Below are 22059 nucleotides of genomic sequence, written 5' to 3'. Positions count from 1 at the left end.
TCCCCGGCCCGCTTCCGTGATCGCGCGGCACACCCACCGGGCGCGAGCTCGCTGCAGGGGGTTCCCCAAAGGGTCGTCCCGATCGGTTCTGCTGTGAATGACCGAGTTCCGACAGATCGCTGTAGAGGCGATTCAGCGCGCACGGACCAGGCCGAGGCCCTGGTCGATTCGGCGACAGGCGGCTGGGTTTCGGTAGTGGGGTTCCAGTAGCAGGAAGTCCTCTGCGTGTTGCTCGTCGCTTTCGGCATGGAGGCCGGTTTCGGCTTGTGCCGAGGGCGCGGCTCCAGAACGAGGAGGTCAGCGGCCCTTGCGCACCTGCGACGCCCGGCGGGCCTCCGCCTCCTTGCGGGACTGGGCTGCGCGGCGGCTCTCCTTCGGGGCCTGGGCCCCCATGCCGCGGAACGGGCGCCTGCCGGTCTGTACGGGCTTGGTCGTCGGCGGTCGCTTCGCGCCGGTGATCCGCGTCAACTCGGCTTCGCCCGAACGGACCTGAGTGACCGTCGGGCGTACCCCGGCCTCGGACAGCATCTTGCTCACGTCCCGGCGCTGGCCCGGGGTGACGAGCGTGACGGCCTTGCCCGACCGGCCGGCCCGCGCGGTGCGGCCGCTGCGGTGCAGGTAGTCCTTGGCCTCCGTGGGCGCGTCCACGTTCACCACCAGGTCGAGGTCGTCGACATGGATGCCGCGGGCCGCCACGTTCGTGGCCACGAGAACCGTCACGCCGCCGTTCCTGAACTGCTCCAGCGTGTGCGTGCGCTGCGGCTGCGACTTCCCGCTGTGCAGGGCGGCCGCCGGGATTCCGCTGGTCTTCAGATGCCGGGTGAAGGCGTCCACCGATGCCTTGGTGTCCAGGAACATCAGCACCCGCCCCTCCCGGGCGGCGATCTCGGTCGCCGCCGCGAACTTGTCGGCCGCGTGCACGTTCAGGACGTGGTGCTCCATCGTCGTGACCGAGGCACGGTCCCGGTCGACCGAGGCGAGCACCGGCTCGTCGAGGTAGCGCTCCACCAACTGGTCGACGTTGCGGTCGAGCGTGGCCGAGAAGAGCAGCCGCTGGCCGCCGGGGCGGACCTGGTCCAGGATCTCGGAGACCTGCGGCAGGAAGCCCATGTCGCACATCTGGTCCGCCTCGTCGAGTACGGCGATCCCCACCCGGTCCAGGTGGCAGTGGCGCCGCTCGATCAGGTCGCAGAGCCGTCCCGGCGTCGCGATGACCACCTCGGTACCCGCCTTCAGCGCGGCCGCCTGCCGGTTCATCGACAGCCCGCCCACCACCGTCGTCAGACCGAGCCCGAGCACGCGCGCGTACGGCTCCAGTGCGTCGCCCACCTGCTGGGCGAGCTCCCGCGTCGGGACGAGCACCAGCGCGAGGGGGCGCTTCGCCTCCGCGCGCTGCCCGGCGGTCCGGACGAGCAGGGCGAGGCCGAAGGCAAGCGTCTTGCCCGAACCGGTCCGCGCCCGCCCCAGTACGTCCCGGCCGGCCAGCGCGTCGGGCAACGTGGCCGCCTGGATGGGGAAGGGCTCCGTGACCCCGAGGCCGGTCATCGCCGTCAGCAGCGCGTCTGGCAGGCCCAGCTCCGCGAAGGATCCTGTGGCGGGCGGCTTCGCGTTCATGGGGGAACCTTCCTCGGGTGGGGGCCTCCGTAACGCGCCGGGGCCCGTGCTCCTCGGCACGGGCCCCGGCGATGTCGCAAGCTTCCGGCCCATTTTACCAGCGGGCGCGGGAGCCCGGTCCCGGCGCCGGACAGTGCCGCAGGCGGGTGGTTTCCAGGCCCCGGGGAAGGCCCGCCGAGGCCCCGGCGAAGATCAGGATGATCAGCGGATCCCGGAGTGGGAAACTTTTCTTGCCGACGATGTCGAGAACCCGGACCCTGCTCCGTCCCCGTAGTGAGAGCGACCCAGAACGGCTCGCACAGGCGCCGAGGAGAACACCATGGCCAAGTACCTGCTTCTGAAGCACTACCGCGGCGCCCCGGCCGCGGTCAACGACGTGTGCATGGACCAGTGGACCCCGGAGGAGATCTCCGCGCACATGAAGTACATGAACGACTTCGCCGCCCGGCTCGAGGGCACCGGCGAGTTCGTCGAGGGCCAGGCGCTCGCCCCCGAGGGCACGTTCGTCCGGTACGACGGCGAGGGGCGCCCGCCGGTCACCGACGGCCCGTTCGCCGAGACCAAGGACCTGATCGCCGGCTGGATGGTGATCGACGTCGACAGTTACGAGCGCGCGGTCGAGCTGGCCGGGGAGCTGTCGGCCGCCCCCGGGGCGGGCGGGAAGCCGATTCACGAGTGGCTGGAGCTGCGCCCGTTCCTGACCGCGTCGCACACCATCACGGAGTGACCTCGTGATGGACGACGTCACGCTGCGGAGCCTCACGCCGGGCGTGCTCGCGATCCTCGTCCGCCGCGGAGCCGACTTCGCGGCGGCCGAGGACGCGGTTCAGGACGCGCTGGCCGAGGCCGTCCGGGTCTGGCCGGCCGACCGGCCGCAGGACCCGAAGGGCTGGCTGGTCACCGTCGCCTGGCGGCGGTTCCTCGACGCCACCCGGGCGGACACCGCCCGCCGGCGGCGCGAGGACCTCGTCGAGGAGCAGCCGGGGCCCGGACCCGTGACCTCGGTGGACGACACCCTCCAGCTCTACTTCCTGTGCGCCCACCCGTCGCTGACCCCGTCGTCCGCCGTCGCGCTCACGCTGCGCGCCGTCGGCGGACTCACCACCCGCCAGATCGCCCGGGCCTACCTGGTGCCCGAGGCGACCATGGCGCAGCGCATCAGCCGGGCGAAACGGACCGTCTCCGGCCATGGGGTGTCCCGTGCTGGGGCGAAGCCGGGAGCAGGGGGAAGGTTCGACCGGCCCGGCGATGTCGCGACCGTGCTGCGCGTCCTCTACCTGGTGTTCAACGAGGGGTACTCCGGCGACATCGACCTGGCCGCCGAGGCCATCCGGCTCACCCGGCAGCTCGCGGCCGGGATCGACCAGCCCGAGGTGGCGGGGCTGCTCGCCCTGATGCTGCTGCACCATGCCAGGCGAGCCGCCCGGACCGCGCCGGACGGCAGTCTGGTGCCGCTGGCCGAGCAGGACCGGAGCCGGTGGGACACCGCGTCGATCGCCGAGGGCGTCGGGATCCTCCAGGCGGCCCTCGCCCGTGACCGGCTGGGCGAGTTCCAGGCCCAGGCCGCCGTCGCCGCGCTCCACGCCGACGCGCCCACCGCCGAGGAGACCGACTGGGTGCAGATCGTGGAGTGGTACGACGAGCTCGCGCGGCTGACCGACAGCCCGGTGGTCCGGCTCAACCGTGCGGTGGCCGTGGGCCAGGCAGACGGGCCGAGGGCCGGGCTGGCGGCGCTCGCCGCGCTGGACGAGTCACTGCCCCGGTACACCGCCGTGGCGGCGTACCTCCACGAGCGCGATGGTGATCACGCGACTGCGGCACGGCTGTACGCCGAGGCGGCCCGGAAGGCTCCCGACCTGGCTGAGCGGGACCACCTGACGCGTCAGGCCGCCCGCCTCAACACCCGGCGCTCCGGCTGATGCCCGGCCGGGCCGTTCACTGAGCGGTCAGCGTCATCTCGAACGAGTACCGGGACGCCCGGTACAGGTGCGAGCCGAACTCCACCGGGCGCCCCGCGTCCCCGAGGACCGTGCGCTCCATGGTGAGCAGGGTGCCGCCGCGGGGTTCGCCTAGCAGCCGGCACTCCGCCGCGGTGGCCCGGCGTGCCCCGATGGTCTGGTCGGCGGTGCGCAGGGCGATGCCGGCCCGCCTGAGCAGTTCGTACAGGCCGTGACCGGCGAGGTCCTCCTCGGTCAGGCCCAGGAGCTCTGCCGGCAGGTGGTTCTCCATGACCGCTATGGGTTCGTCGTCCGCGTACCGCAGCCGGCGCAGGGCGACGGTTTCGGCGCCGGGTTCGACCTTGAGGGCGGCGGCGATCAGGGCGGAGGCGGGCACGGTGCGCATGGACAGCAGCTCGGTGCGCGGCCGCCGGCCGTCGCGTTTGAGGTCCTCGAACAGACTGGTCAGCTCGATCTGCCTGCGCACCCGGTTGTTGACGACCTGGGTGCCCACCCCCCGCTTGCGGGCGAGCAGTCCTTTGTCCACCAGATGCTGCATGGCCTGGCGCATGGTGGGGCGGGAGAGCCCGAACTGGTCGGCCAGGGCGATCTCGTTCTCCAGCCGCGTCCCCGGGGCCAACGTGCCTGATTCGATGAGCTGTTGAAGCTGCTGTGCGACCTGGAAGTACAGCGGCACCGGGCTGCTCCGGTCGATGGTGATCAGCCTGGTGATCGACTCCATGTCGGGCTCCTCAAGACGTTCGGCCACGGGGTTCAGTATGCCGCACGTTCGGCTCAAGCTCTGTACGTATATATGTCAGAACAAATACCTGACGCCGGGCGATTCCGCGAAGGTGCGGCGGGGGAGCGGCACCCTCTGAATGACCAGAACATCAGCGGGTTACCATATGAGCGCCTCCTAGCTCGAAAGATAAACCTGTGACTGTCAATGACGACTCGTTCACCAACTGGAAGAACCGCGAAGAGATCGCGGAGTCGATGATCCCGATCATCGGGAAGCTGCACCGGGAGCGGGACGTCACTGTCCTGCTGCACAGCCGCTCCCTGGTCAACAAGTCGGTGGTCAGCATCCTCAAGACCCACCGGTTCGCCCGGCAGATCGCCGGTGAGGAGCTCTCGGTCACCGAGACGCTGCCGTTCCTGAAGGCGCTCACCACCCTCGATCTCGGCCCTTCCCAGATCGACATCGGCATGCTCGCCGCGACGTACCGGACCGACGACCGCGGCCTCAGCGAGGCGGAGTTCACCGCCGGGGCCGTCGCCGGCGCCACCGGTGCCGACAAGATCGAGCGCGCCGAGCCGCGCGACGTCGTCCTCTACGGATTCGGCCGCATCGGCCGCCTCCTGGCCCGGCTGCTCATCGAGAAGGCCGGCTCCGGCAACGGCCTGCGGCTGCGGGCCATCGTCGTCCGCAAGGCCGCCGGACAGGACATCGTCAAGCGCGCCTCGCTGCTGCGCCGCGACTCGATCCACGGCCAGTTCCAGGGCACGATCACCGTCGACGAGGCGAACAACAGGATCATCGCCAACGGCAACGAGATCAAGGTGATCTACTCCGACGACCCGACGACGGTGGACTACACGGCGTACGGGATCAAAAACGCCGTCCTCATCGACAACACCGGCAGGTGGCGCGACCGCGAGGGGCTGTCCCAGCACCTGCGTCCCGGCGTCGCCAAGGTCGTCCTCACCGCACCCGGCAAGGGCGACGTCCCCAATGTCGTGCACGGCGTCAACCACGACATGATCAAGCCGGACGAGCAGATCATCTCCTGCGCCTCCTGCACCACCAACGCGATCGTCCCGCCGCTGAAGGCGATGGCGGACGAGTACGGCGTCCTGCGCGGTCACGTGGAGACGATCCACTCGTTCACCAACGACCAGAACCTGCTGGACAATTACCACAGCTCCGACCGGCGCGGCCGCTCGGCGCCGCTCAACATGGTCATCACCGAGACCGGTGCGGCGTCCGCCGTCGCCAAGGCGCTCCCGGACCTCGACGCGACGATCACCGGCAGCTCGATCCGGGTCCCGGTGCCGGACGTCTCGATCGCGATCCTCAGTCTGAAGCTCGGGCGCGAAACCACCCGCGCCGAGGTGCTCGACCACCTCCGCGAGGTGTCTCTCACCTCGCCGCTCAAGCGCCAGATCGACTTCACCACCGCCCCGGACGCGGTCTCCAGCGACTTCATCGGCTCGCGCCACGCCTCCATCGTCGACGCCGGACCCACCCAGGTCGACGGCGACAACGCGATCCTCTACCTCTGGTACGACAACGAGTTCGGCTACTCCTGCCAGGTCGTCCGCGTCGTCCAGCACGTCTCCGGGGTCGAGTACCCGACCTTCCCGGTACCCGTGCTCTGACCACGCGGCACCGACCCCGGGTACGGGCAGCCCGGAGGCTGCCCGTACCCGGGGTCGGAACGCGCCGGCTACCGGGCCGCCGCCGGACCCGGCACCGTGTTCGGCGCCGGGGCGTAGCCCGTGGCCCGGGTGGTGAACGTCCCCCGGCCCTGGGTCCGGCTGCGCAGCCGGGTCGCGTAGCCGAACAGCTCGGCCAGCGGCACGGTCGCCGTGATCACCGCCGTACCGGGCCGCGCGGTGGAGCCGGACACCTGGCCACGCCGGGCGGCCAGATCACCGAGCACCCCGCCGACGGCGTCGTCAGGCACGGTGACCGTCACCTCGGCCACCGGCTCCAGCAGCACCATCGCGCAGGAGCGCAGCGCCTCCCGGAGCGCGAACCGCCCGGCCGTGCGGAACGCCATCTCCGAGGAGTCCTTGGGATGCGTGGCGCCATCGGTCAGCGTCACCCGTACCCCGGTCACCGGATGTCCGCCCACGGGACCCTCGGCCAGGGCGTCCCGGCAGCCGGCCGCCACCGCCCGGACGTACTCCTGCGGAACCCGGCCGCCGACGACGGCCGAGAGGAACACGAACTCCGCCCCGCCCTCACCGCCCTGCCCTCCGGCATCCCCCAACGGCTCGACATCGAGCACGACATGGGCGAACTGGCCCGCCCCGCCGTCCTGCTTGACGTGCCGGTACACCAGAGCCGACACACCGCGCACGACCGTCTCCCGGAAGGCGACCTGCGGGCGGCCGACCCGGACCTCGAGACCGTGGGCCCGGCGGATCTTCTCGGCCGCGACCTCCAGATGGAGCTCGCCCATGCCCGAGAGCACCGTCTGACCCGTCTCGGGGTCCGTCCGCACCGCCAGCGACGGGTCCTCCTCGGCCAGCCGCGCCAGCGCCGCCATCAGCCGCTCCGTGTCGCTGTTCCGGCCGGCCTCGACCGCCACCGACACGACCGGGTCGGCCACGGTGGGCGGTTCGAGGACCAGCGGGGCACCCGGCGCGCACAGGGTGGCACCCGCGCGGGCGGACTTGAGGCCGATCACCGCGACGATGTCCCCGGCCACCGCCTCGTCCACATCGACATGGCGGTCGGCCTGGACCCGCAGGATCCGGCCGACGCGCTCGCTGCGCCCCGCGCCCGCGTCCAGCACCGTCTCCCCCTTCCCGAGCGTGCCCGAGTACACCCTCAGATACGTCAGCCGGCCCGTCGCGGTCACGGTCACCTTGAACGCCAGCGCGGCCAGCGGAGCCGCCGGATCGGCGGCCCGTTCCGCCACTTCGCCGCCGAGCGTGCCGTGTACGGGCGGCACGTCCCGCGGCGAGGGCAGATAGGCCACGACGGCCTCCAGCAGCGGTTCGACACCTCGGTTGCGGTAGGCCGAGCCGCACAGCACGACGACGCCCTCGCCGGTGCGGGTCAGATCGCGCAGGGACCCGGCCAGCGTCGCCGCGGAGAGCGTGGAGCGTGCGCAGAACTCCTCCAGGGCGACCGGGTGGAGCTCCGCCACCGTCTCCTCCAGCAGTCGTCGGCGCCGCAGCGCTTCCTCCCGCAGGCCATCGGGCACCTCCCCTTCCTCGTAGGTGTCACTGCCGTCGGCCCAGATGAGTGCGCGCATGCGCAGCAGATCCACGACTCCGGTGAAACGCTCCTCCTCCCCGATGGGAAGCTGGACCACCAGGGGCACCGTGTGCAGCCGCTCCCGGATCGAGGCCACGGCGCTGTCGAGGCGGGCGCCGACGCGGTCGAGCTTGTTGACGAAGGCGATGCGCGGAACGGCGTGCCGGTCGGCCTGACGCCACACCGACTCGCTCTGCGGCTCCACACCCGCGACCGCGTCGAACACGGCGATCGCACCGTCGAGAACCCGGAGTGAACGCTCGACCTCGTCGGCGAAGTCGACGTGCCCCGGGGTGTCGATCAGGTTGATCCGGTGGTCCGCCCACGTGCAGCTCACCGCGGCGGCGAAGATGGTGATGCCCCGGTCGCGTTCCTGGGAGTCGAAGTCGGTGATGGTCGTCCCGTCGTGGACCTCGCCGCGCTTGTGGGTGGTGCCGGTGGCGTAGAGGATCCGCTCGGTGACGGTGGTCTTGCCGGCGTCGACATGGGCGAGGATGCCCAGGTTGCGAACGCGGTCGAGGGTGCTGGTGAGCTGGCGGTTCGGTTCGGTACGCACGGTCCGTGGCCCTTCGGGGTGATCCGGAAGAAGACGGCGCGATCCCCGGACGAAGTGGCCTGTTCCCAGGTCTGCGGACCCTCTGCACGCGGCGCGCCACACAGGGCGCCGCAGCGATGACGGGCAGTCAGAGAGGTTGCAGGGATCAGGTGTTCGTCACGGGTGTCCGGGGCCGGCCGCGCAGCCGGCGCCGGGCGGAGGTAGACACCAGGATCACCTCGTACCGCGACAGGGGAACGACGACAGCGGTGCGGTGGCGCACGGCAGGTCTCCCCTCACTGGTCACGGTGCGCGCCCTGAAGTGACAGTGGCGCGTGCTCTCGTGGCGAGTCTAGGCAGGAGGGTACGGCCGGGGGAACCTGTTTTCCGCCGCAGCGTGGGCCGTTGCCGGGCCGTGGCCGTTCCGGGACGGGGCCGTGCCGCACCCGAGGGAACCGAGACTCGCGAACCGGCCGCGGGGGCGGCACGCCGTACGGCACCGTCGCAGCGCCCTGCGGCCGCAGCCGCGCCATTCGGCGGGTGAGACGCCCGCTCCCCGGCCGCCCCGGGTGATCAGGGCGTTCACCGGGCCGTGGGGATCCAGGGCCATCGTCCGGGCCAGCAGGACCCCGATCACCAGCGGGGCCAGAGTGACGGCCAGCGTGGTGCCGGCACTGGTGACGTGCTGCATGCGGGGGCGCGGTGCGTCGGGAGCCATGACTCCATTCGACCGGCGGAGAACCCGTACGGGATCGGGTCGGGTACTCAGTCCGGGCGGCCCGGGTACTCAACCCGGCCGCCCGGCGCCCCCGCTGAAGCGGCTACGCCGTGGTGCCGGGGCCGGAACCGGTGCCCGAGGCGGCCTTGATGCCCTTGGTGATGTCATCGAGGACGGACAGGGCGGGAGCCTTGCTGTTGATGTCGAAGCCCGAACGCACGACGATCAGCATGTTCTCCGCGTGCGGGGAGGGGAAGGCCAGCGACTCGACGTACCCGTCGTCCCCCTTCTTCGTCACGACCTTCCAGCGCACCCGGTAGCCCTGCCGGCCGGCCACCGTGACCGCCTCGGACTTCAGTTCCTGGTGCGAGGTGATGCCGCCGTAGATCTTCTCGCCGTACGATTCCTTCGCGTTGGCGGCGATGTCCTTCTCGGCGGTGGCCTTGGCGGTCTTGGTGTTCAGCTTCAGCGCCTCGGCCGGGACGGAGAACACGCCGCCTCGGACGCACTTCTCCTTGGTGTCCCCGGGGCAGGCGTACGAACCCGTGGTCACGCCCGCGCCCATGCCCGACTCGCCCTTCCAGCCGTCCGGGACCGGGATGCTGATCCCGCTCGCCAGGTCCGTCGCGTAGCCGTCCTCGGTCTTCGGCAGTTGCTGCTCCGGGCTCTGGTCGCCGCCGCCGTCGCTTTCTCCGCCGTTGCCGCCACCGCCACCTCCGTCGCTGCCACCGCTGCCGCCCGGTGCTCCGGGCTGGCGGCTGGGTGCGTGCGAGGGCGTACCGGACGGTGCGGTGGCCGTGTTCTCCGACTTCTTGCCGGAGTCGTCGGTCAGCAGGTAGACGCCACCGCTGATGGCGGCGAGCACCACCACACCGGCGGTTATGCCTGCGCCGATGCGTATCCGGCGGCTGCGGACGGCCGCTGGTGGCACGCGGAGGTGATCGGTCCACTGGCTGCCGTCCCACCAGCGTTCCTGGATGGGGCCAAATCCTGTGTACCCGGGGTCTGGATGCCAGCCGGGCGGGCTCGTCTGCGTCACGGCAGCCACCGTAGCCGGGTTGCGTGAGAATCCTATGAATCAGATGAATTCGATGAGCTGGGCGGTCGGTTCCGGTCCCGTTCCGGCCGTCCCGGATATCCGGTTATGGTCTAGACAATTGATGACGTGGCTCGCTAGCATCCGCGACGGAGCGCGGTGGGTGCGCGGCAGCGGTCCGCCCGGTCCTTCGGCCACGGCAGGATTGAGGGCATATGGAAGCGACCGCTCCGGACCGTAGGTTCGCCGAGGACTACCGGATCGCCCGGGAGATTCCGCGCGACGGACTCACCGCGTGGCGCGCGGCCGTCGCGGCCGAGGTGCCGTTGGAGCCTGGGGCGGTCGTGCTCGATGTCGGCGCCGGTACCGGGGCGTTCGCGGCCGCGTTCGCCGACTGGTTCGGGGCCCGGGTGCTGGCGGTCGAGCCGGCTGCCGCCATGCGCGCGCTGATCCCCGGGACCAAGGACATCGAGGTGCTGGACGGCCGGGCCGAGGTGCTGCCCGTGCCGGACGGATGCGCGGACGCGGCCTGGCTGGGCTCGGTAGTCCACCACATCGAGGACCTGCCCGCCGCGGCGCGCGAGATACGCCGGGCCCTGAAGCCGGGGGCGCCGGTACTGATCCGTAACTCCTTCCCCGGCCGCTGCACCCGGGACCTGCGGGTGCGGTTCTTCCCCGGGACCGCGCGCATCGTCGACGCGTACCCGACCGTCGAGCAGACCTGCGCGGCGTTCGCCGCAGCCGGTTTCGCCCGGGTCGCACTGCACGCCGTGCCGCAGGAGAGCGCGCCGACCCTGTCCGACTTCGCCGACCGCATCCGCCGGGACACCGACGCGAAGCTCCGGGGCCTCACGGACGAGGAGTTCACGTCCGGGATGCGGCGGTTGCGACAGGCCGCTGCGCAGGAGCCCGACCTGCCGGCCGTCAGCTGGATGGACCTGCTGGTCCTGGCCTGACCCGTACAACTGGGCCTGCCCGCCCACCGCCTGGGCGGGCAGGAGCCTTCACGGGCAGTCGGTGGCCTGCGCCGGCGGGCCGGCCACTCCGACGCACGCCTCGTTGCCCTCGGGGTCGGCCAACACCCAGTTCGACGGCGCGTCGGTGTCGTTCACCAGGCGGCCGCCGGCCGCGAGCGCCGCGGCGATCCGGGCCTCGGCCCGGTCGTACGGCACCCACACGTCGATGTGCACCCGGTTGCGCTGCGGGCGCGGTGCGTCCATCTGCTGGAAGTAGAACGGTGCCCCGCGGCGCTGCGGGTCGATCAGGTCCTCGGCGCTGTTCGCGCGGTCCTGGTAGCCGAGCAAGGCACGCCAGAACGCCACCACGGCGGGGCCTGCGAGGGCATCGATGGTGACCTGGACGGTCTGCACGGCGGACGGGTCGGCCGGTACGCCCAGTGCGCGGGCCACCGCCGAGATCTGCCGGGCCAGCTCGATGTGCTGTCCGGTCAGCCCGTAGTAGTCGTCCGTGACCGTGATCAGCCGTACGAGCACGCCCTTCTGCCTCATGTCGACGTCCGGGTGCTCGTCCCCGACTCCCGGTATCTCGCTGACTGCCTGCACGAACCGGGCGCTGACCGCGAACGATCCGGTGTGGAAGTACGCACACGCCCCCTCACCCACGACACGCCAGTCCTCCACACCGGCGGACTCGTGGAACCGCTGCGGCCTGATGCGTTCGGTCGTGCTGTCTGCGTAGGTCATGCGATCAACGTAGCGTGCAGGTCCGACGGCCCTGCGGGTCAATCGGTACTTCGGTACTGCTCGTTCAGGTCTCCGCCGGGCACGACAGGCCCTAAGGTCTCCGCATGAACGGAAACGATGAGGAGGAGCGGTCCGTGCGGGCCGCTGTCGAGGGTGAGCTGCGGCTGCTCGATCCGGCGGTCCGGGCCCTGCCCGACGCGGTGACCGAACTCCTCGACCCGGAGTTCACCGAGTTCGGCGCGTCCGGGCGGCGGTACGACAGGACGTCGATTCTCGCCATCACCTCCGCCGACGGCGAGGGGACGCCCGTCCCGGCCGCGGCCACCGACATGTCCGGCAGGCTGCTGGCCCCGGGCCTCGTCCATCTGACGTTCGTCACGGAGAGGGACGGGCGCAGGGTGCGGCGCAATTCGATCTGGCGCCGCACCGGGGCGCGCTGGCGGCTGTACTTCCACCAGGGCACGCCGGTCAACGCCCGCTGACCCGGGGGAATTCGAACGACGGCCGCCGGTGTGCCGTCTAGGCTCCAGCGATGACGAACCCCAGCAGCCCCGCCAAGCCCCGGCCCGGCGACCGCGTCGCCGTGCTGTCCCCCTCGTCCGGGCTCCCCGGGATCCTCCCGCTCCCGTTCGAACTGGGACTGCGCAGGCTCCGCGAGGAGTTCGCCCTGGTGCCGGTGGAGTACCCGAGCACCCGGAAGATGGGCTCCACGCCCCGGGAGCGGGCCGCCGACATCCACGCGGCGTTCTCCGACCCCGCGGTCAAGGCCGTTGTCGCCAGCATCGGAGGGGACGACCAGATCACCGTGCTCCCGTATCTGGACCGGGAGCTGCTGCGGGCCAACCCCAAACCGTTCTTCGGCTACAGCGACAACACCAGTCTCCTGGTGTTCCTCGAACGCCTGGGCATCGTCGGCTACCACGGCGGATCCGTGATGGTCGAGCTGGGACGCCCGGGGGCGATGCACCCGCTGACCGCCGAATCGCTGCGGGCGGCGCTGTTCACCCACGGTGCCCATGAGCTCGTCCCGGCCAGGGAGAGCGGCTGCGTGAACGGCCGCTGGGAGGACCCGCGGACCTTCGACGCCGAACCCGCGATGCTGCCCGCCGACGGCTGGACCTGGCACAACGCCGACCGCGTCGTCGAGGGTGCGAGCTGGGGCGGTGAGCTGGAGATCCTGTCCTGGATGCTGATGGCGGACCGGGAGATACGGCCGGCGGCCGAGTACGAGGGCCGGGTCCTGTTCCTCGAGACGTCGGAGGAGATGCCCGGCGCCGACCAGGTGTACCGGATCCTGCGGAACATGGGGGAGCGGGGGCTGCTGGAGCGGTTCCCCGCACTTCTGATGGGACGGGCCAGGAACTGGTCCTTCGAAAGGCCGCTGGGGGCGAAGGAGGGCGAGGAGTACCGGGTACTCCAACGGCAGTCCGTCCTGCGGGCGTTGAGCGAGTACGCGCCCGGGACGATGGCCGTCTTCGACGTGGACCTCGGCCACACGGATCCGCAGGTGATCATTCCCTACGGCGGTCAGGTGCGGGTGGACGGACCGGCCCGGCGCATCGTCGTCACGTACTGAGCACCGCATTGGAGGACAGGGCGGAGGGCGGATGAGGGCATCCGTTCTGGTCCGACCACATGTCGTGTGTGACATAGTTGGATGTTCGGACAAACCGTGACCGGCAGGGGAGCGGCGCCGGTCGAGGCAGGGAGTGGCGGATGCCCGTCGAATGGCAGCCCGTGCGGCAGTCGCGCACCCATGAGCTGGTGCTCCAGAGCATCGAGCAGCGGGTGTTCGCCGGTGAGCTCAGGGCCGGCGACCGGCTGCCGCCCGAACGCGAGCTCGCCCCGGTGCTCGGAGTCAGCCGGTCCGCCCTGCGCGAGGCTCTGCGGGTGCTGGAGACCATCGGGGTCCTGGTCGCACAGCCGGGCCGGGGGCCGGACGCCGGGGCGCGGATCGTGCGCAACCCCGACGACGCCCTCGGCCGGCTGCTCCGGCTCCACTTCGCCCTCGGCAGCTACAGCCTGGAGGACGTACTGGAGGCACGCGTCGTGCTGGAGCGCTCCAGCTTCGAGGCGGCCGCGCGGCACGCGTCCGCGGAGGACCTGGACGAGGCCGGCGCGCTGCTCGTACGGATGGGGGCGCCGGGCATCGGCGTGCCCGAGTTCAACGACCTGGACACCAGGTTCCACGTACAGATCGCGCGCAGTTCCGGCAACGAACTGACCTCCACGCTCACCTCGGCCGTCCGCGAGTCCGTCCGGCCGCTCATCCTGCGGGCCCTGGAGGCCGCCCCTGACTGGCGGGCCACCGCCGCCGCGCTCAACGCCGACCACACCGAACTGCTGCGCCTGGTGCGCGCCGGCGAGGGGACGCGGGCCGCCGATCTGGTGGAGGCGCACATCCGGGGACTGCACGGAACGCTCGTCGACGAGACGCCCGCGTCCTGACCGCAGGCTGATCCGGTTCCGCCCCGCGCCCTTCCGCCGGCGGAATCCGCGTACTATGGTCCGACCATACAATGGTTCGCGATCCTGCTCGGATCACGAGCGGGATCAGGACCGGGATCATGGCCGCGACCTGGCCGGATCATGACGTTCACGTGCAGAGAAACGATCGGGGAGACCCATGCGCATCGGACTCTTCGCCACCTGTCTGGGAGACACGCTCTTCCCGGAGGCGGTGAAATCCACCGCGGTGCTGCTCGCCCGCCTGGGCCACGAGGTGGTGTTCCCGCCGGGGCAGACCTGCTGCGGCCAGATGCACGTCAACACCGGCTACCAGCGCGAGCCCGTCCCGCTGGTGCGCAACTTCGCCGAGCAGTTCGGTGACTCCTCCATCGAGGCCGTCGTCATGCCGTCGGGATCCTGCGCGGGCTCGGTCCGCCACCAGCACGGGCTCATCGCCGAACGCTACGGCGACGCGGCGCTGCGCGCGGGGGTGGCCACCGTCAAGGCGAAGACGTACGAGCTGTCGGAGTTCCTCGTCGACGTGCTGGACGCCACCGATGTCGGCGCGTACTTCCCGCACCGGGTCACCTACCACCCCACCTGTCACTCGCTGCGCATGCTGAGGGTCGGTGAGAAGCCGCTGCGGCTGCTGCGGGCCGTCGACTCGATCGACCTGGCCGAGCTGCCCGAGGCCGACGCCTGCTGCGGGTTCGGCGGCACCTTCGCACTGAAGAACGCCGACACCTCGACCGCGATGCTCCAGGACAAGACGCGCAACATCGCCACCACCGGGGCGGATGTGTGCACCGCCGGCGACTCGTCCTGTCTGATGCACATCGGCGGCGGGCTCTCCCGGATCAGCTCCGGCACCCGCACCCTGCACCTGGCCCAGATCCTCTCCGCCACCCGCACCTCGCCGCACGTCCCGACGGAGGCCGCCCGATGAGCAGCACCTTTCTCGGCATGCCCGCGACGCCGCCCCGCTCCCCGTACGGCACGGGCAACCTGCGCGGCGACCGGAAGTTCCCCGCGGCCGCCCACGACGACCTGGGCAACGCACAGCTGCGCCGCAATCTCGGCAAGGCCACCCACACCATCCGCGCCAAACGCCTCAACGTCACCGGCGAACTGCCCGACTGGGAGGAGCTGCGCGACGCGGGCGCGGCCATCAAGACCGACACCATGAACCGGCTCCCCGAACTCCTGGAGGAGCTGGAGCGCAAGGTCACCGAACGCGGCGGCACCGTCCACTGGGCCCGGGACGGCGCCGAGGCCAACGAGATCGTCGCGCGGCTGGTCAAGGAGACCGGGAGCAAGGAGGTCATCAAGGTCAAGTCGATGGCCACCCAGGAGATCGGTCTCAACGAGCACCTCGAGTCCATCGGCATCACCCCGCACGAGACCGACCTGGCCGAGCTCATCGTCCAGCTCGCCCACGACAAGCCCTCGCACATCCTGGTGCCCGCCATCCACCGCAACCGGGACGAGATCCGGGAGATCTTCCTCAAGGAGATCCCCGGCGTCGACCCCTCGCTGGACAACGTCCCCGCCCACCTCGCCGCCGCCGCCCGCGCCTATCTGCGCGAGAAGTTCATGACGACGAAGGTCGCCGTCTCCGGGGCCAACTTCGGTATCGCCGAGACCGGCACCCTGTCCGTCGTCGAGTCGGAGGGCAACGGCCGCATGTGCCTGACCCTGCCCGACACACTGATCACCGTCATGGGCATCGAGAAGGTGCTGCCGCGCTACCAGGACCTGGAGGTCTTCCTCCAGCTGCTGCCGCGCTCCTCCACCGGCGAGCGGATGAACCCGTACACCTCGATGTGGAGCGGAGTCACCCCCGGCGACGGGCCGCAGACCTTCCACCTGGTGCTCCTCGACAACGGACGCACCGCCGCCCTCGCGGACGGCATCGGCCGCGAGGCACTCAACTGCATCCGCTGCTCGGCCTGCCTCAACGTCTGCCCGGTGTACGAGCGGGCCGGCGGTCACGCCTACGGATCGACGTACCCCGGGCCGATCGGGGCCGTCCTCACCCCGCAGCTCGCCGGCATGCACGCCGCCAAGGACGACCCCAACAGCTCGCTGCCGTACGCCTCCAGCCTCTGCGGGGCCTGCTTCGACGCCTGCCCGGTCAAGATCGACATCCCGTCGATGCTGGTCGAGCTGCGCCACCAGCACACCGAGCAGGCCGGCACCACGGCGGAGAAGCTCGCGATGAAGGCGGCGGCCGCGGTGATGAGCCGGCCGAAACTGTTCACCACCGCGCAGAAGGCGTCCGGGCTCGGCCGCGTCATCGCCGGGCGGGACAAGAAGATCTCCCACCTGCCGCCCCCGTTCACCGGCTGGAGCGACAGCCGTGACACCCCGGCCCCGCCCAGGCAGACCTTCCGATCCTGGCTGGCCTCGGCCGAGGGCGCGGCGACGATGCGGGCGGCCGCCGACGAGCACACGCGTGACCAGCAGCAGCAGGAGGAGGAGAAGTGACGACCGCTCGCGAAACGGTGCTCGGCCGCGTCCGGGACGCCCTGGCCCTCGCACCCGCCGCCGACACCCCGATCCCGCGCGACTACCGCACCGGGCGCACCCTCCCCGACGCGGAGCGCCTGGCCCTGTTCACCGACCGGCTCCTCGACTACAAGGCCCAGGTCCACCCCTGCACGGCCGACCGCACGGCCGACGCCGTCGCCGAGGTACTCCGGGAGCGCGGCGCCCGGCGGATAGGGGTGCCCGCCGGACTCGACCTCCGGTGGCTCGCCGCGTACGACGGCCAGGTTCAGCAGGACTCCGCCGACATTCCGGCACCCCGGCTCGACGCCCTCGACGGTGTCGTGACCGCGTCGGCCGCCGGCTGCGCAGAGACCGGCACGATCTTCCTGGACGGTTCACCCGACCAGGGCCGGCGGGCGCTGTCGCTGGTGCCCGACCTCCATGTCTGCGTCGTCGACCTGTCGGCCGTGGAGGTGGGCGTACCGGAGGCGGTGGCCCGGCTGGTGCCGACGCGGCCGACGACCCTGATCAGCGGCCCGTCGGCCACCTCCGACATCGAGCTCGAACGGGTGGAGGGCGTGCACGGCCCGCGCACCCTGGCCGTCGTCATCCGCACCGACGCCTGACGGGGCGGGGGCGCGCCGGAGCACGCCCCCGCCCCCGCCGTCACCCGTGCTCGACCGTCACCGGGCCGAAGGCGACACGGGTCGTCGCGGCGTCCTCGGCCCAGCACACCTCCACCGTGTCCCCGTCGACGTTCACCCCGCTCACCACCGTGTCGAGCGCGGCCGCGCCGGGCTCCGCGGTGAGCGAGGCGAGCGCGGCCAGCACCACGGTGCCCTCCGCGCCGGCGCCCAGCCGGGGCAGCACCGCCCAGGGCGTGTACGCGGTGCCCTGCGGGGCGCGCACCTCGTCCCGCGACTCCCAGCCGTGCAGACCGTGCAGCGCGGACATGACCCCGGAGCCGGATCCGGTCGCCCAGCCCGTCTCCTCGACCCGGGCGCCGGGAGGCGCGCCGAGCACCCGGTGCACCCGGAGCTCGTACCGCCCGCGGACCACGGTCACGCTCTCCACCCGCAGTCCCGGCTCCGTGGCCGCGCCGCTCGCGAAGACCGGGCGGTGCCACGAGGCGGCCCAGCCCCAGCCCTCGCCGCCGCCCGCGCCGAGCGGACGGATGGCTCGGCGGCGGCTGCGGTTACCGCCGACGACCACGGCCAGATGGTTGTCCGCGGCGTTGGCCGGGGCCGTGGGGCCGGTGACCGTCGAGTACGCCTGGCGGCTGTACAGCGGATCGTCCTGCGCCGCCGACTCGCCCTCGTGCGGCCGGACATGGTCGCTGCCGTGGTTGTGCAGCCGGACGATCCCGTCCACCCGGGTCGACTGGACCAGCAGCCCCGGAGCCGGCAGGGCCAGGACCCGGTCCGGTCCCTCACTGGGCGCCGGCTCCTCGGTCGCCGTCCACAGCGGATGGTCCGCCGGAGCCAGCAGGGACACGAACGCCTTGGACGCCCAGTACGGGGACGACGGGCCCGAGTAGGGCTGGAGCGTCGCGTCGTGCGGCCCGTGCCAGCCCAGGCTCAGCAGCCCGTCGGTGCCGGTCGCGCCCCGGTCCAGGAAGTAGCGCAGCGCCCCGCTGATCACCCGCCGCGAGGTACCCGGCGTGAGCGGGGTGTGCCCGGTCAGCGCACCGAGCCCGACCGCCGAGCCGGCCGCGAAACGGTAGGTCAGCGAGCGGCCGAAGTGGATCGGCGCCCCGTCCCCGCCGAACAGCAGCCCGAAGCTCTCCAGGTGCTCGCGCAGGCGCGCCCCGTAGTGCGCGGCGAACTCCGCGTCGCCGGAGAGGTGGGCGTCGAGCACGGGGTAGATGTGCAGCGCCCAGCCGTTGTAGTGGTCGAAGGCGCGGCCGTCGCCGTCCGCGTACCAGCCCTGTCCCCGGTACCAGACCTCCATCAGGTCGCGGGCCCGCTCCCGGGCGCGCGCGGTCTCCGCGTCGCCCCGGCCCACCGACTCCAGGAACCCGGCCACCGAGTACGGGAACAGGTACCAGTTGTTGGCCGCCGGGGTGTGCCGCAGGGCGCCGCGCAGCCACTCCTCGGCCCGGTCCTGCACCGCCGGGTCCAGCCGGTCCCAGAGCCAGGGCCGGGTGAGCCTCAGCCCGATGGCGACCGAGGCGGACTCCACCATGGGCTGGCCGAAGACGGTGTGGTCGCGGATCAGCGGCCAGGACTCGGCATCGTCCCGGCCCGGCGTACGGGTGCCGGCCGCGAGCCCGTCCGCGTACCGGCCGAGCCAGCCGTGCGGGTCCTCGCCGCCCGCGCCCGCGACCCGGAAGGCGGCGGCGAGGAACGTGCGCGCGTAGCCCTCCAGCCCGTCGGAGCGGACCCCGGAAGCGGAGGGGCGGCCGGGCAGGTCGAGCATCGCGCTGCCGGGAGTGGCCCACCGCCAGGCGGCCTTGAGCAGTCCGTCCGCGGCGGCCTCCCAGTGCGCGCGGGTGTAGCCGGTGACCGGGCTCGTCGCCCGGTCGTCGGCGGGGAGCTCCAGCGGGGAGGCGGGGTGCGGTCGGTTCATGCGAGGAAAGCCAGCCTTTCGCGTCGTACGGGATGGGCGAATCCGTCGCCCCCGGCCCAGCGTTCGGTCTCGCTCACGGCCAGATCGACGAGCCGCCGCCACTCGTTGCCCTGGGAACCGGCGAGATGCGGGGTGATCAGGGCGTTCTCGCACTCCCACAGGGGGTGGCCGGACGGCAGCGTGTCGGGGTCGGTGACGTCGAGGACCGCCCGGATGCGGTTCTGCAGCAGGACGTCGGTCAGCGCGTCCTGGTCGACGACGGCGCCGCGCGCGGTGTTGACGAGCACCCCGTCCGGCCGCATGGACATGAGCAGTTCACGGCTGACGAGCTTGTGGGTGGCGGGCAGCAGCGGGGTGTGGACGCTCACCACGTCGCTCTTGGCGAACAGTTCGCCGAGCCCCACCGGACGTACGCCGAGTGCGGCCGCCTCCTCGTCGGAGACGTACGGGTCGTGGAGCAGCACCCGCAGGTCGTAGGGGCGCAGCAGTTCGATGACGCGGCGGCCGATGAGCGAGGCGGACAGGATGCCCACGGTCCGGCCGTAGTTGCCCACGTCGGGGGAGGTGGCCAGCCAGTTGCCGCGGCTGCGCTGGGCGCGGTAGTCGCGGGCCCGTTCCAGCGCCCGTTTGCCGGAGAGCAGGATCATCGCGACGGTGTACTCGGCCACCGGAAGCGCGTTGGCCGCGGCGGCCGACGACACCTCGATGCCGCGCTCCCAGCAGGCCTCGGTGATGTGCCCGCGCACGCTTCCGGCCGTGTGCACGACGGCGCGCAGCCGGGGCGCGGCGGCCAGTGCGGCCTCGTCGATGGGCGGACAGCCCCAGCCGGTGACCAGCAGTTCCGTCTCGGCGAGCACGGCGCGGGCCCGGCCGGTGGTGAAGTCGTCGAGCACGGGCGGCGGCGCGAGGTCGCACACCTGCGAGAGCGCCGCCAGCGACGCGGCGTCAAGCAAGGCGTCCGAGGCATCCGGTTTCATCGCGACGGCGGCACGCGGCCGGCGGTGTGCGGCAGGGGTGGTGGGGGTGGTGCTGGGCATCTTTCTCCTGGTCCTCGACGATGTGTGACCGGTCCGGCTACTTGACGGCGCCCGCGGTGAGCCCCGACTTCCAGAAGCGCTGGAGCAGCGCGAAGGCGAGGATCAGCGGCAGGACCGCCAGCAGCGAACCCATGATCACCACGGGGTAGTACTCCGGTGAGACGGTGGCGGCGCTGTTCCAGGTGTAGAGCCCGAGGCTGACGGGATACAGGTCCTGGTCGGAGAGCATCACCATGGGCAGGAAGAAGTTGTTCCAGATCGCGGTGAGCTGGAAGAGGAACACGGTGACAAGCCCCGGCCCGAGCATCCGCAGCGCGACCCGGAAGTACGTGGTCAGCTCGCCGGCCCCGTCCACCCGGGCCGCTTCGAGCACCTCGTTCGGCACGTAGCCCTGGCTGAATATCCGCCCCAGGTACACACCGAACGGGTTGAAGAGCACCGGGATGAACACCGACCAGAAGGTGTTGACCAGACCGGTGCCGGACGCCATCAGGTACAGCGGCAGCGCCAGCACGGTCTGCGGCACCATGACCGCGGCGAGCACCAGGCCGAACAGCTTCTCCTTGTGCGCGAAGCGGTACTTGTCGAAGGCGTACCCGCAGGCGATGCTGATCAGCGCCCCGAGGGCGGCGCCGAGGACCGCGTACAGCAGGCTGTTGCCGTACCAGCGCGCGTACAGGCCGCCGTCCATCGCGAACAGGTCCTTGAGGTTCTGCGTGAAGGAGAAGTGGTCGAGCGACAGCACATCGCTGCCGAACAGCGCGTCCCGGTCCTTCGACGCGGCGAGCACCAGCCACAGCACCGGCAGCAGCGTGTACAGCACGGAGATGCCGACGACCAGGTTGACCACGGAGCGGCCCAGCAGCCGGGGCCGCAGTACGGCGGTGGTGCGGGTGGGACTCGTCGCACTCATCGGGCTTCCTCCTCGGCGGCGTTGGAACGATTGGTCCAGCGGGTCACGCCGTAGGAGAGCGCGACGGTGCAGACCAGCAGGACGACCGATGCGGCGGCGGCCAGGCCGTAGTTGTTACGGGTGAACGCGGCGTCGTAGATGTACATGCTGGGCGAGAAGCGTGAGCTGATCATCGGGGTCGACTGGCTCAGCAGCATCGGCTCGGTGAAGAGCTGGAGCGCGAAGATCAGGGTGAACATCGCGACCATCACGATCGAGGAGCGCACCAGGGGTGTCTTGACCTGGAGCGCGGTGCGGACGGGTCCGGCACCGTCGACGACGGACGCCTCGATGACCTCGCGCGGCACGGCCTGCAACGCGGCGTAGAAGACCACCATGTTGTATCCGAGGTTGCTCCACAGGGCGATGTTGACGATCGAGGGAACGACCGTGTGCACACCGAGGAAGTCGATCGTGATGTCGGCCTTGCCGAGCAGGTCGACGACCGGGCTCAGTCCCGGTGTGTAGAGGTAGAGCCAGATGACGGCGGCGATGATCCCGGGCACGGCGTGCGGCAGGAACAGCCCGAGCTGGGCCCAGGAGCGCAGCCGAACCACGCCCGAGTCCAGCAGCAGGGCCAGCGCGAGCGCGCCGATCACCATCAGCGGGATGTAGATCACGCAGTACAGGACGACGGTGCCCAGCCCGCTGAGGAACGTCGGGTCGGTCAGTACGGCGGTGTAGCTGCGCAGACCGACGAAGACCCGGCGCTCCGGGCCGAAGCCCAGGCCCGGCTGGTCGTCGCTGAAGAAGCTGAGCCAGACGGCGGTTCCGACCGGGATCAGGAAGACCGTCACCAGGAGGATGAAGAAGGGGGTCATCAGCGCGCCGCACGCGCCCAGTTCACGCCGCTGCGCGGACTTGCGCGTGGAGCGCGGGGACGTGCTGGGCCGTGCCGCCGGGGCGGCCGCGGAGGTGCTGACGGGGGCGGTCGTCGGTGTGGTCAGGGGGCTGGTCATGGTGTCACCTGCCTCTCTGCTGCTGGGGAGTCTGCTTGCCGGGGGATCTGCTGCGGGGACGGTGG

The 22059-nt window shown here is 71.5% G+C and carries 20 protein-coding genes; 10 read left to right on the top strand and 10 right to left on the bottom strand.

Annotation, left to right across the window (positions count from 1 at the left end; all coding sequences use genetic code 11):
• Positions 1–297: 297 nt before the first annotated feature.
• A complete protein-coding gene (locus ACGFU6_RS30615) occupies positions 298–1614 on the bottom strand; it encodes a DEAD/DEAH box helicase (protein WP_393615614.1) in 1317 nt (438 codons plus the stop codon).
• A 319-nt stretch (positions 1615–1933) separates the two neighbouring features.
• Here ACGFU6_RS30615 and ACGFU6_RS30610 point away from each other — a divergent pair, with 319 nt between their 5' ends.
• Both ACGFU6_RS30610 and ACGFU6_RS30605 read left to right on the top strand, forming a co-directional pair.
• Positions 1934–2341 (top strand): YciI family protein, encoded by a 408-nt coding sequence (locus ACGFU6_RS30610; RefSeq protein WP_393615613.1) that lies wholly within the window; start codon positions 1934–1936, stop codon positions 2339–2341.
• Positions 2342–2348: 7 nt separating this feature from the next.
• A complete protein-coding gene (locus tag ACGFU6_RS30605) occupies positions 2349–3533 on the top strand; it encodes an RNA polymerase sigma factor (RefSeq protein ID WP_393615611.1) in 1185 nt (394 codons plus the stop codon).
• Between the two features lie 16 nt (positions 3534–3549).
• Here the strand turns inward: ACGFU6_RS30605 and ACGFU6_RS30600 are convergent, their stop codons facing one another.
• Positions 3550–4293, bottom strand: coding sequence for a GntR family transcriptional regulator (locus tag ACGFU6_RS30600; protein WP_393615698.1), 744 nt, complete (start codon positions 4291–4293; stop codon positions 3550–3552).
• A 197-nt stretch (positions 4294–4490) separates the two neighbouring features.
• On the opposite strand from ACGFU6_RS30600, the gene ACGFU6_RS30595 reads away from it, so the two are divergent.
• Complete coding sequence (locus tag ACGFU6_RS30595) at positions 4491–5936, top strand: glyceraldehyde-3-phosphate dehydrogenase (protein WP_393615609.1); 1446 nt, start codon at positions 4491–4493, stop codon at positions 5934–5936.
• Positions 5937–6004: 68 nt separating this feature from the next.
• Here ACGFU6_RS30595 and fusA read toward each other — a convergent pair whose 3' ends face one another.
• The 3 genes from fusA to ACGFU6_RS30580 form a co-directional block, all read right to left on the bottom strand.
• Positions 6005–8104 carry an elongation factor G gene (gene fusA, locus ACGFU6_RS30590; RefSeq protein WP_393615607.1) on the bottom strand — a complete coding sequence of 700 codons (2100 nt, stop codon included), beginning with the start codon at positions 8102–8104 and terminating at the stop codon, positions 6005–6007.
• Positions 8105–8435: 331 nt separating this feature from the next.
• Positions 8436–8801, bottom strand: coding sequence for a hypothetical protein (locus ACGFU6_RS30585; RefSeq protein ID WP_393615605.1), 366 nt, complete (start codon positions 8799–8801; stop codon positions 8436–8438).
• 103 nt (positions 8802–8904) lie between these two features.
• Positions 8905–9840: a DUF2510 domain-containing protein gene (locus ACGFU6_RS30580; RefSeq protein WP_393615603.1), complete on the bottom strand. Its 936-nt coding sequence runs from the start codon at positions 9838–9840 to the stop codon at positions 8905–8907.
• Between the two features lie 212 nt (positions 9841–10052).
• Here ACGFU6_RS30580 and ACGFU6_RS30575 point away from each other — a divergent pair, with 212 nt between their 5' ends.
• A complete protein-coding gene (locus tag ACGFU6_RS30575; RefSeq protein ID WP_393615601.1) occupies positions 10053–10793 on the top strand; it encodes a class I SAM-dependent methyltransferase in 741 nt (246 codons plus the stop codon).
• Positions 10794–10841: 48 nt separating this feature from the next.
• Here the strand turns inward: ACGFU6_RS30575 and ACGFU6_RS30570 are convergent, their stop codons facing one another.
• Positions 10842–11540: a VOC family protein gene (locus ACGFU6_RS30570; protein ID WP_393615599.1), complete on the bottom strand. Its 699-nt coding sequence runs from the start codon at positions 11538–11540 to the stop codon at positions 10842–10844.
• 104 nt (positions 11541–11644) lie between these two features.
• On the opposite strand from ACGFU6_RS30570, the gene ACGFU6_RS30565 reads away from it, so the two are divergent.
• The 6 genes from ACGFU6_RS30565 to ACGFU6_RS30540 all read left to right on the top strand — a co-directional run bounded on the left by ACGFU6_RS30565 (position 11645) and on the right by ACGFU6_RS30540 (position 17104).
• Complete coding sequence (locus ACGFU6_RS30565) at positions 11645–12022, top strand: DUF4440 domain-containing protein (protein WP_393615597.1); 378 nt, start codon at positions 11645–11647, stop codon at positions 12020–12022.
• A gap of 50 nt (positions 12023–12072) precedes the next feature.
• Positions 12073–13116, top strand: a complete 1044-nt coding sequence (locus tag ACGFU6_RS30560; protein ID WP_393615595.1) for a S66 peptidase family protein — start codon at positions 12073–12075, stop codon at positions 13114–13116.
• A 140-nt stretch (positions 13117–13256) separates the two neighbouring features.
• Complete coding sequence (locus ACGFU6_RS30555) at positions 13257–13988, top strand: FadR/GntR family transcriptional regulator (RefSeq protein WP_393615593.1); 732 nt, start codon at positions 13257–13259, stop codon at positions 13986–13988.
• Positions 13989–14166: 178 nt separating this feature from the next.
• Positions 14167–14934: a (Fe-S)-binding protein gene (locus ACGFU6_RS30550; RefSeq protein ID WP_393615591.1), complete on the top strand. Its 768-nt coding sequence runs from the start codon at positions 14167–14169 to the stop codon at positions 14932–14934.
• A complete protein-coding gene (locus ACGFU6_RS30545) occupies positions 14931–16475 on the top strand; it encodes a LutB/LldF family L-lactate oxidation iron-sulfur protein (protein WP_393615589.1) in 1545 nt (514 codons plus the stop codon). Before ACGFU6_RS30550 ends, ACGFU6_RS30545 begins: the two co-directional genes overlap by 4 nt.
• On the top strand, positions 16472–17104 hold the full coding sequence (locus ACGFU6_RS30540) for a lactate utilization protein C (RefSeq protein WP_393615587.1): 633 nt from the start codon (positions 16472–16474) through the stop codon (positions 17102–17104). The genes ACGFU6_RS30545 and ACGFU6_RS30540 overlap by 4 nt, the downstream gene beginning before the upstream one ends.
• A gap of 40 nt (positions 17105–17144) precedes the next feature.
• Here ACGFU6_RS30540 and ACGFU6_RS30535 read toward each other — a convergent pair whose 3' ends face one another.
• The 4 genes from ACGFU6_RS30535 to ACGFU6_RS30520 are packed head-to-tail and all read right to left on the bottom strand — an operon-like array spanning position 17145 to position 21994.
• Positions 17145–19046 carry a DUF2264 domain-containing protein gene (locus ACGFU6_RS30535; protein WP_393615585.1) on the bottom strand — a complete coding sequence of 634 codons (1902 nt, stop codon included), beginning with the start codon at positions 19044–19046 and terminating at the stop codon, positions 17145–17147.
• The gene (locus ACGFU6_RS30530; protein WP_393615583.1) at positions 19043–20083 is read right to left on the bottom strand and encodes a hydroxyacid dehydrogenase; all 1041 of its coding nucleotides are present in this window, start codon (positions 20081–20083) and stop codon (positions 19043–19045) included. Before ACGFU6_RS30530 ends, ACGFU6_RS30535 begins: the two co-directional genes overlap by 4 nt.
• A gap of 37 nt (positions 20084–20120) precedes the next feature.
• The gene (locus tag ACGFU6_RS30525) at positions 20121–20996 is read right to left on the bottom strand and encodes a carbohydrate ABC transporter permease (RefSeq protein ID WP_393615581.1); all 876 of its coding nucleotides are present in this window, start codon (positions 20994–20996) and stop codon (positions 20121–20123) included.
• A complete protein-coding gene (locus tag ACGFU6_RS30520; protein ID WP_393615579.1) occupies positions 20993–21994 on the bottom strand; it encodes a carbohydrate ABC transporter permease in 1002 nt (333 codons plus the stop codon). Before ACGFU6_RS30520 ends, ACGFU6_RS30525 begins: the two co-directional genes overlap by 4 nt.
• Positions 21995–22059: the final 65 nt, after the last annotated feature.

The organism is Streptomyces sp. NPDC048462 (genome assembly GCF_043200175.1).
In the GTDB taxonomy this organism is placed as follows: domain Bacteria; phylum Actinomycetota; class Actinomycetes; order Streptomycetales; family Streptomycetaceae; genus Streptomyces.
This window is presented reverse-complemented; position numbering and strand designations above follow the sequence as displayed.

Bases quoted from the DNA above. Each gene is read 5' to 3' on its own strand.
- ACGFU6_RS30615 (WP_393615614.1), bottom strand. From the start codon at position 1,614: ATGAACGCGAAGCCGCCCGCCACAGGATCCTTCGCGGAGCTGGGCCTG.
- ACGFU6_RS30565 (WP_393615597.1), top strand. From the start codon at position 11,645: ATGAACGGAAACGATGAGGAGGAGCGGTCCGTGCGGGCCGCTGTCGAG.
- ACGFU6_RS30550 (WP_393615591.1), top strand. From the start codon at position 14,167: ATGCGCATCGGACTCTTCGCCACCTGTCTGGGAGACACGCTCTTCCCG.
- ACGFU6_RS30555 (WP_393615593.1), top strand. From the start codon at position 13,257: ATGCCCGTCGAATGGCAGCCCGTGCGGCAGTCGCGCACCCATGAGCTG.
- ACGFU6_RS30520 (WP_393615579.1), bottom strand. From the start codon at position 21,994: ATGACCAGCCCCCTGACCACACCGACGACCGCCCCCGTCAGCACCTCC.
- ACGFU6_RS30570 (WP_393615599.1), bottom strand. From the start codon at position 11,540: ATGACCTACGCAGACAGCACGACCGAACGCATCAGGCCGCAGCGGTTC.
- ACGFU6_RS30605 (WP_393615611.1), top strand. From the start codon at position 2,349: ATGGACGACGTCACGCTGCGGAGCCTCACGCCGGGCGTGCTCGCGATC.
- ACGFU6_RS30545 (WP_393615589.1), top strand. From the start codon at position 14,931: ATGAGCAGCACCTTTCTCGGCATGCCCGCGACGCCGCCCCGCTCCCCG.
- ACGFU6_RS30535 (WP_393615585.1), bottom strand. From the start codon at position 19,046: ATGAACCGACCGCACCCCGCCTCCCCGCTGGAGCTCCCCGCCGACGAC.
- ACGFU6_RS30610 (WP_393615613.1), top strand. From the start codon at position 1,934: ATGGCCAAGTACCTGCTTCTGAAGCACTACCGCGGCGCCCCGGCCGCG.
- ACGFU6_RS30575 (WP_393615601.1), top strand. From the start codon at position 10,053: ATGGAAGCGACCGCTCCGGACCGTAGGTTCGCCGAGGACTACCGGATC.
- ACGFU6_RS30525 (WP_393615581.1), bottom strand. From the start codon at position 20,996: ATGAGTGCGACGAGTCCCACCCGCACCACCGCCGTACTGCGGCCCCGG.
- ACGFU6_RS30560 (WP_393615595.1), top strand. From the start codon at position 12,073: ATGACGAACCCCAGCAGCCCCGCCAAGCCCCGGCCCGGCGACCGCGTC.
- ACGFU6_RS30585 (WP_393615605.1), bottom strand. From the start codon at position 8,801: ATGGCTCCCGACGCACCGCGCCCCCGCATGCAGCACGTCACCAGTGCC.
- ACGFU6_RS30600 (WP_393615698.1), bottom strand. From the start codon at position 4,293: ATGGAGTCGATCACCAGGCTGATCACCATCGACCGGAGCAGCCCGGTG.
- ACGFU6_RS30530 (WP_393615583.1), bottom strand. From the start codon at position 20,083: ATGCCCAGCACCACCCCCACCACCCCTGCCGCACACCGCCGGCCGCGT.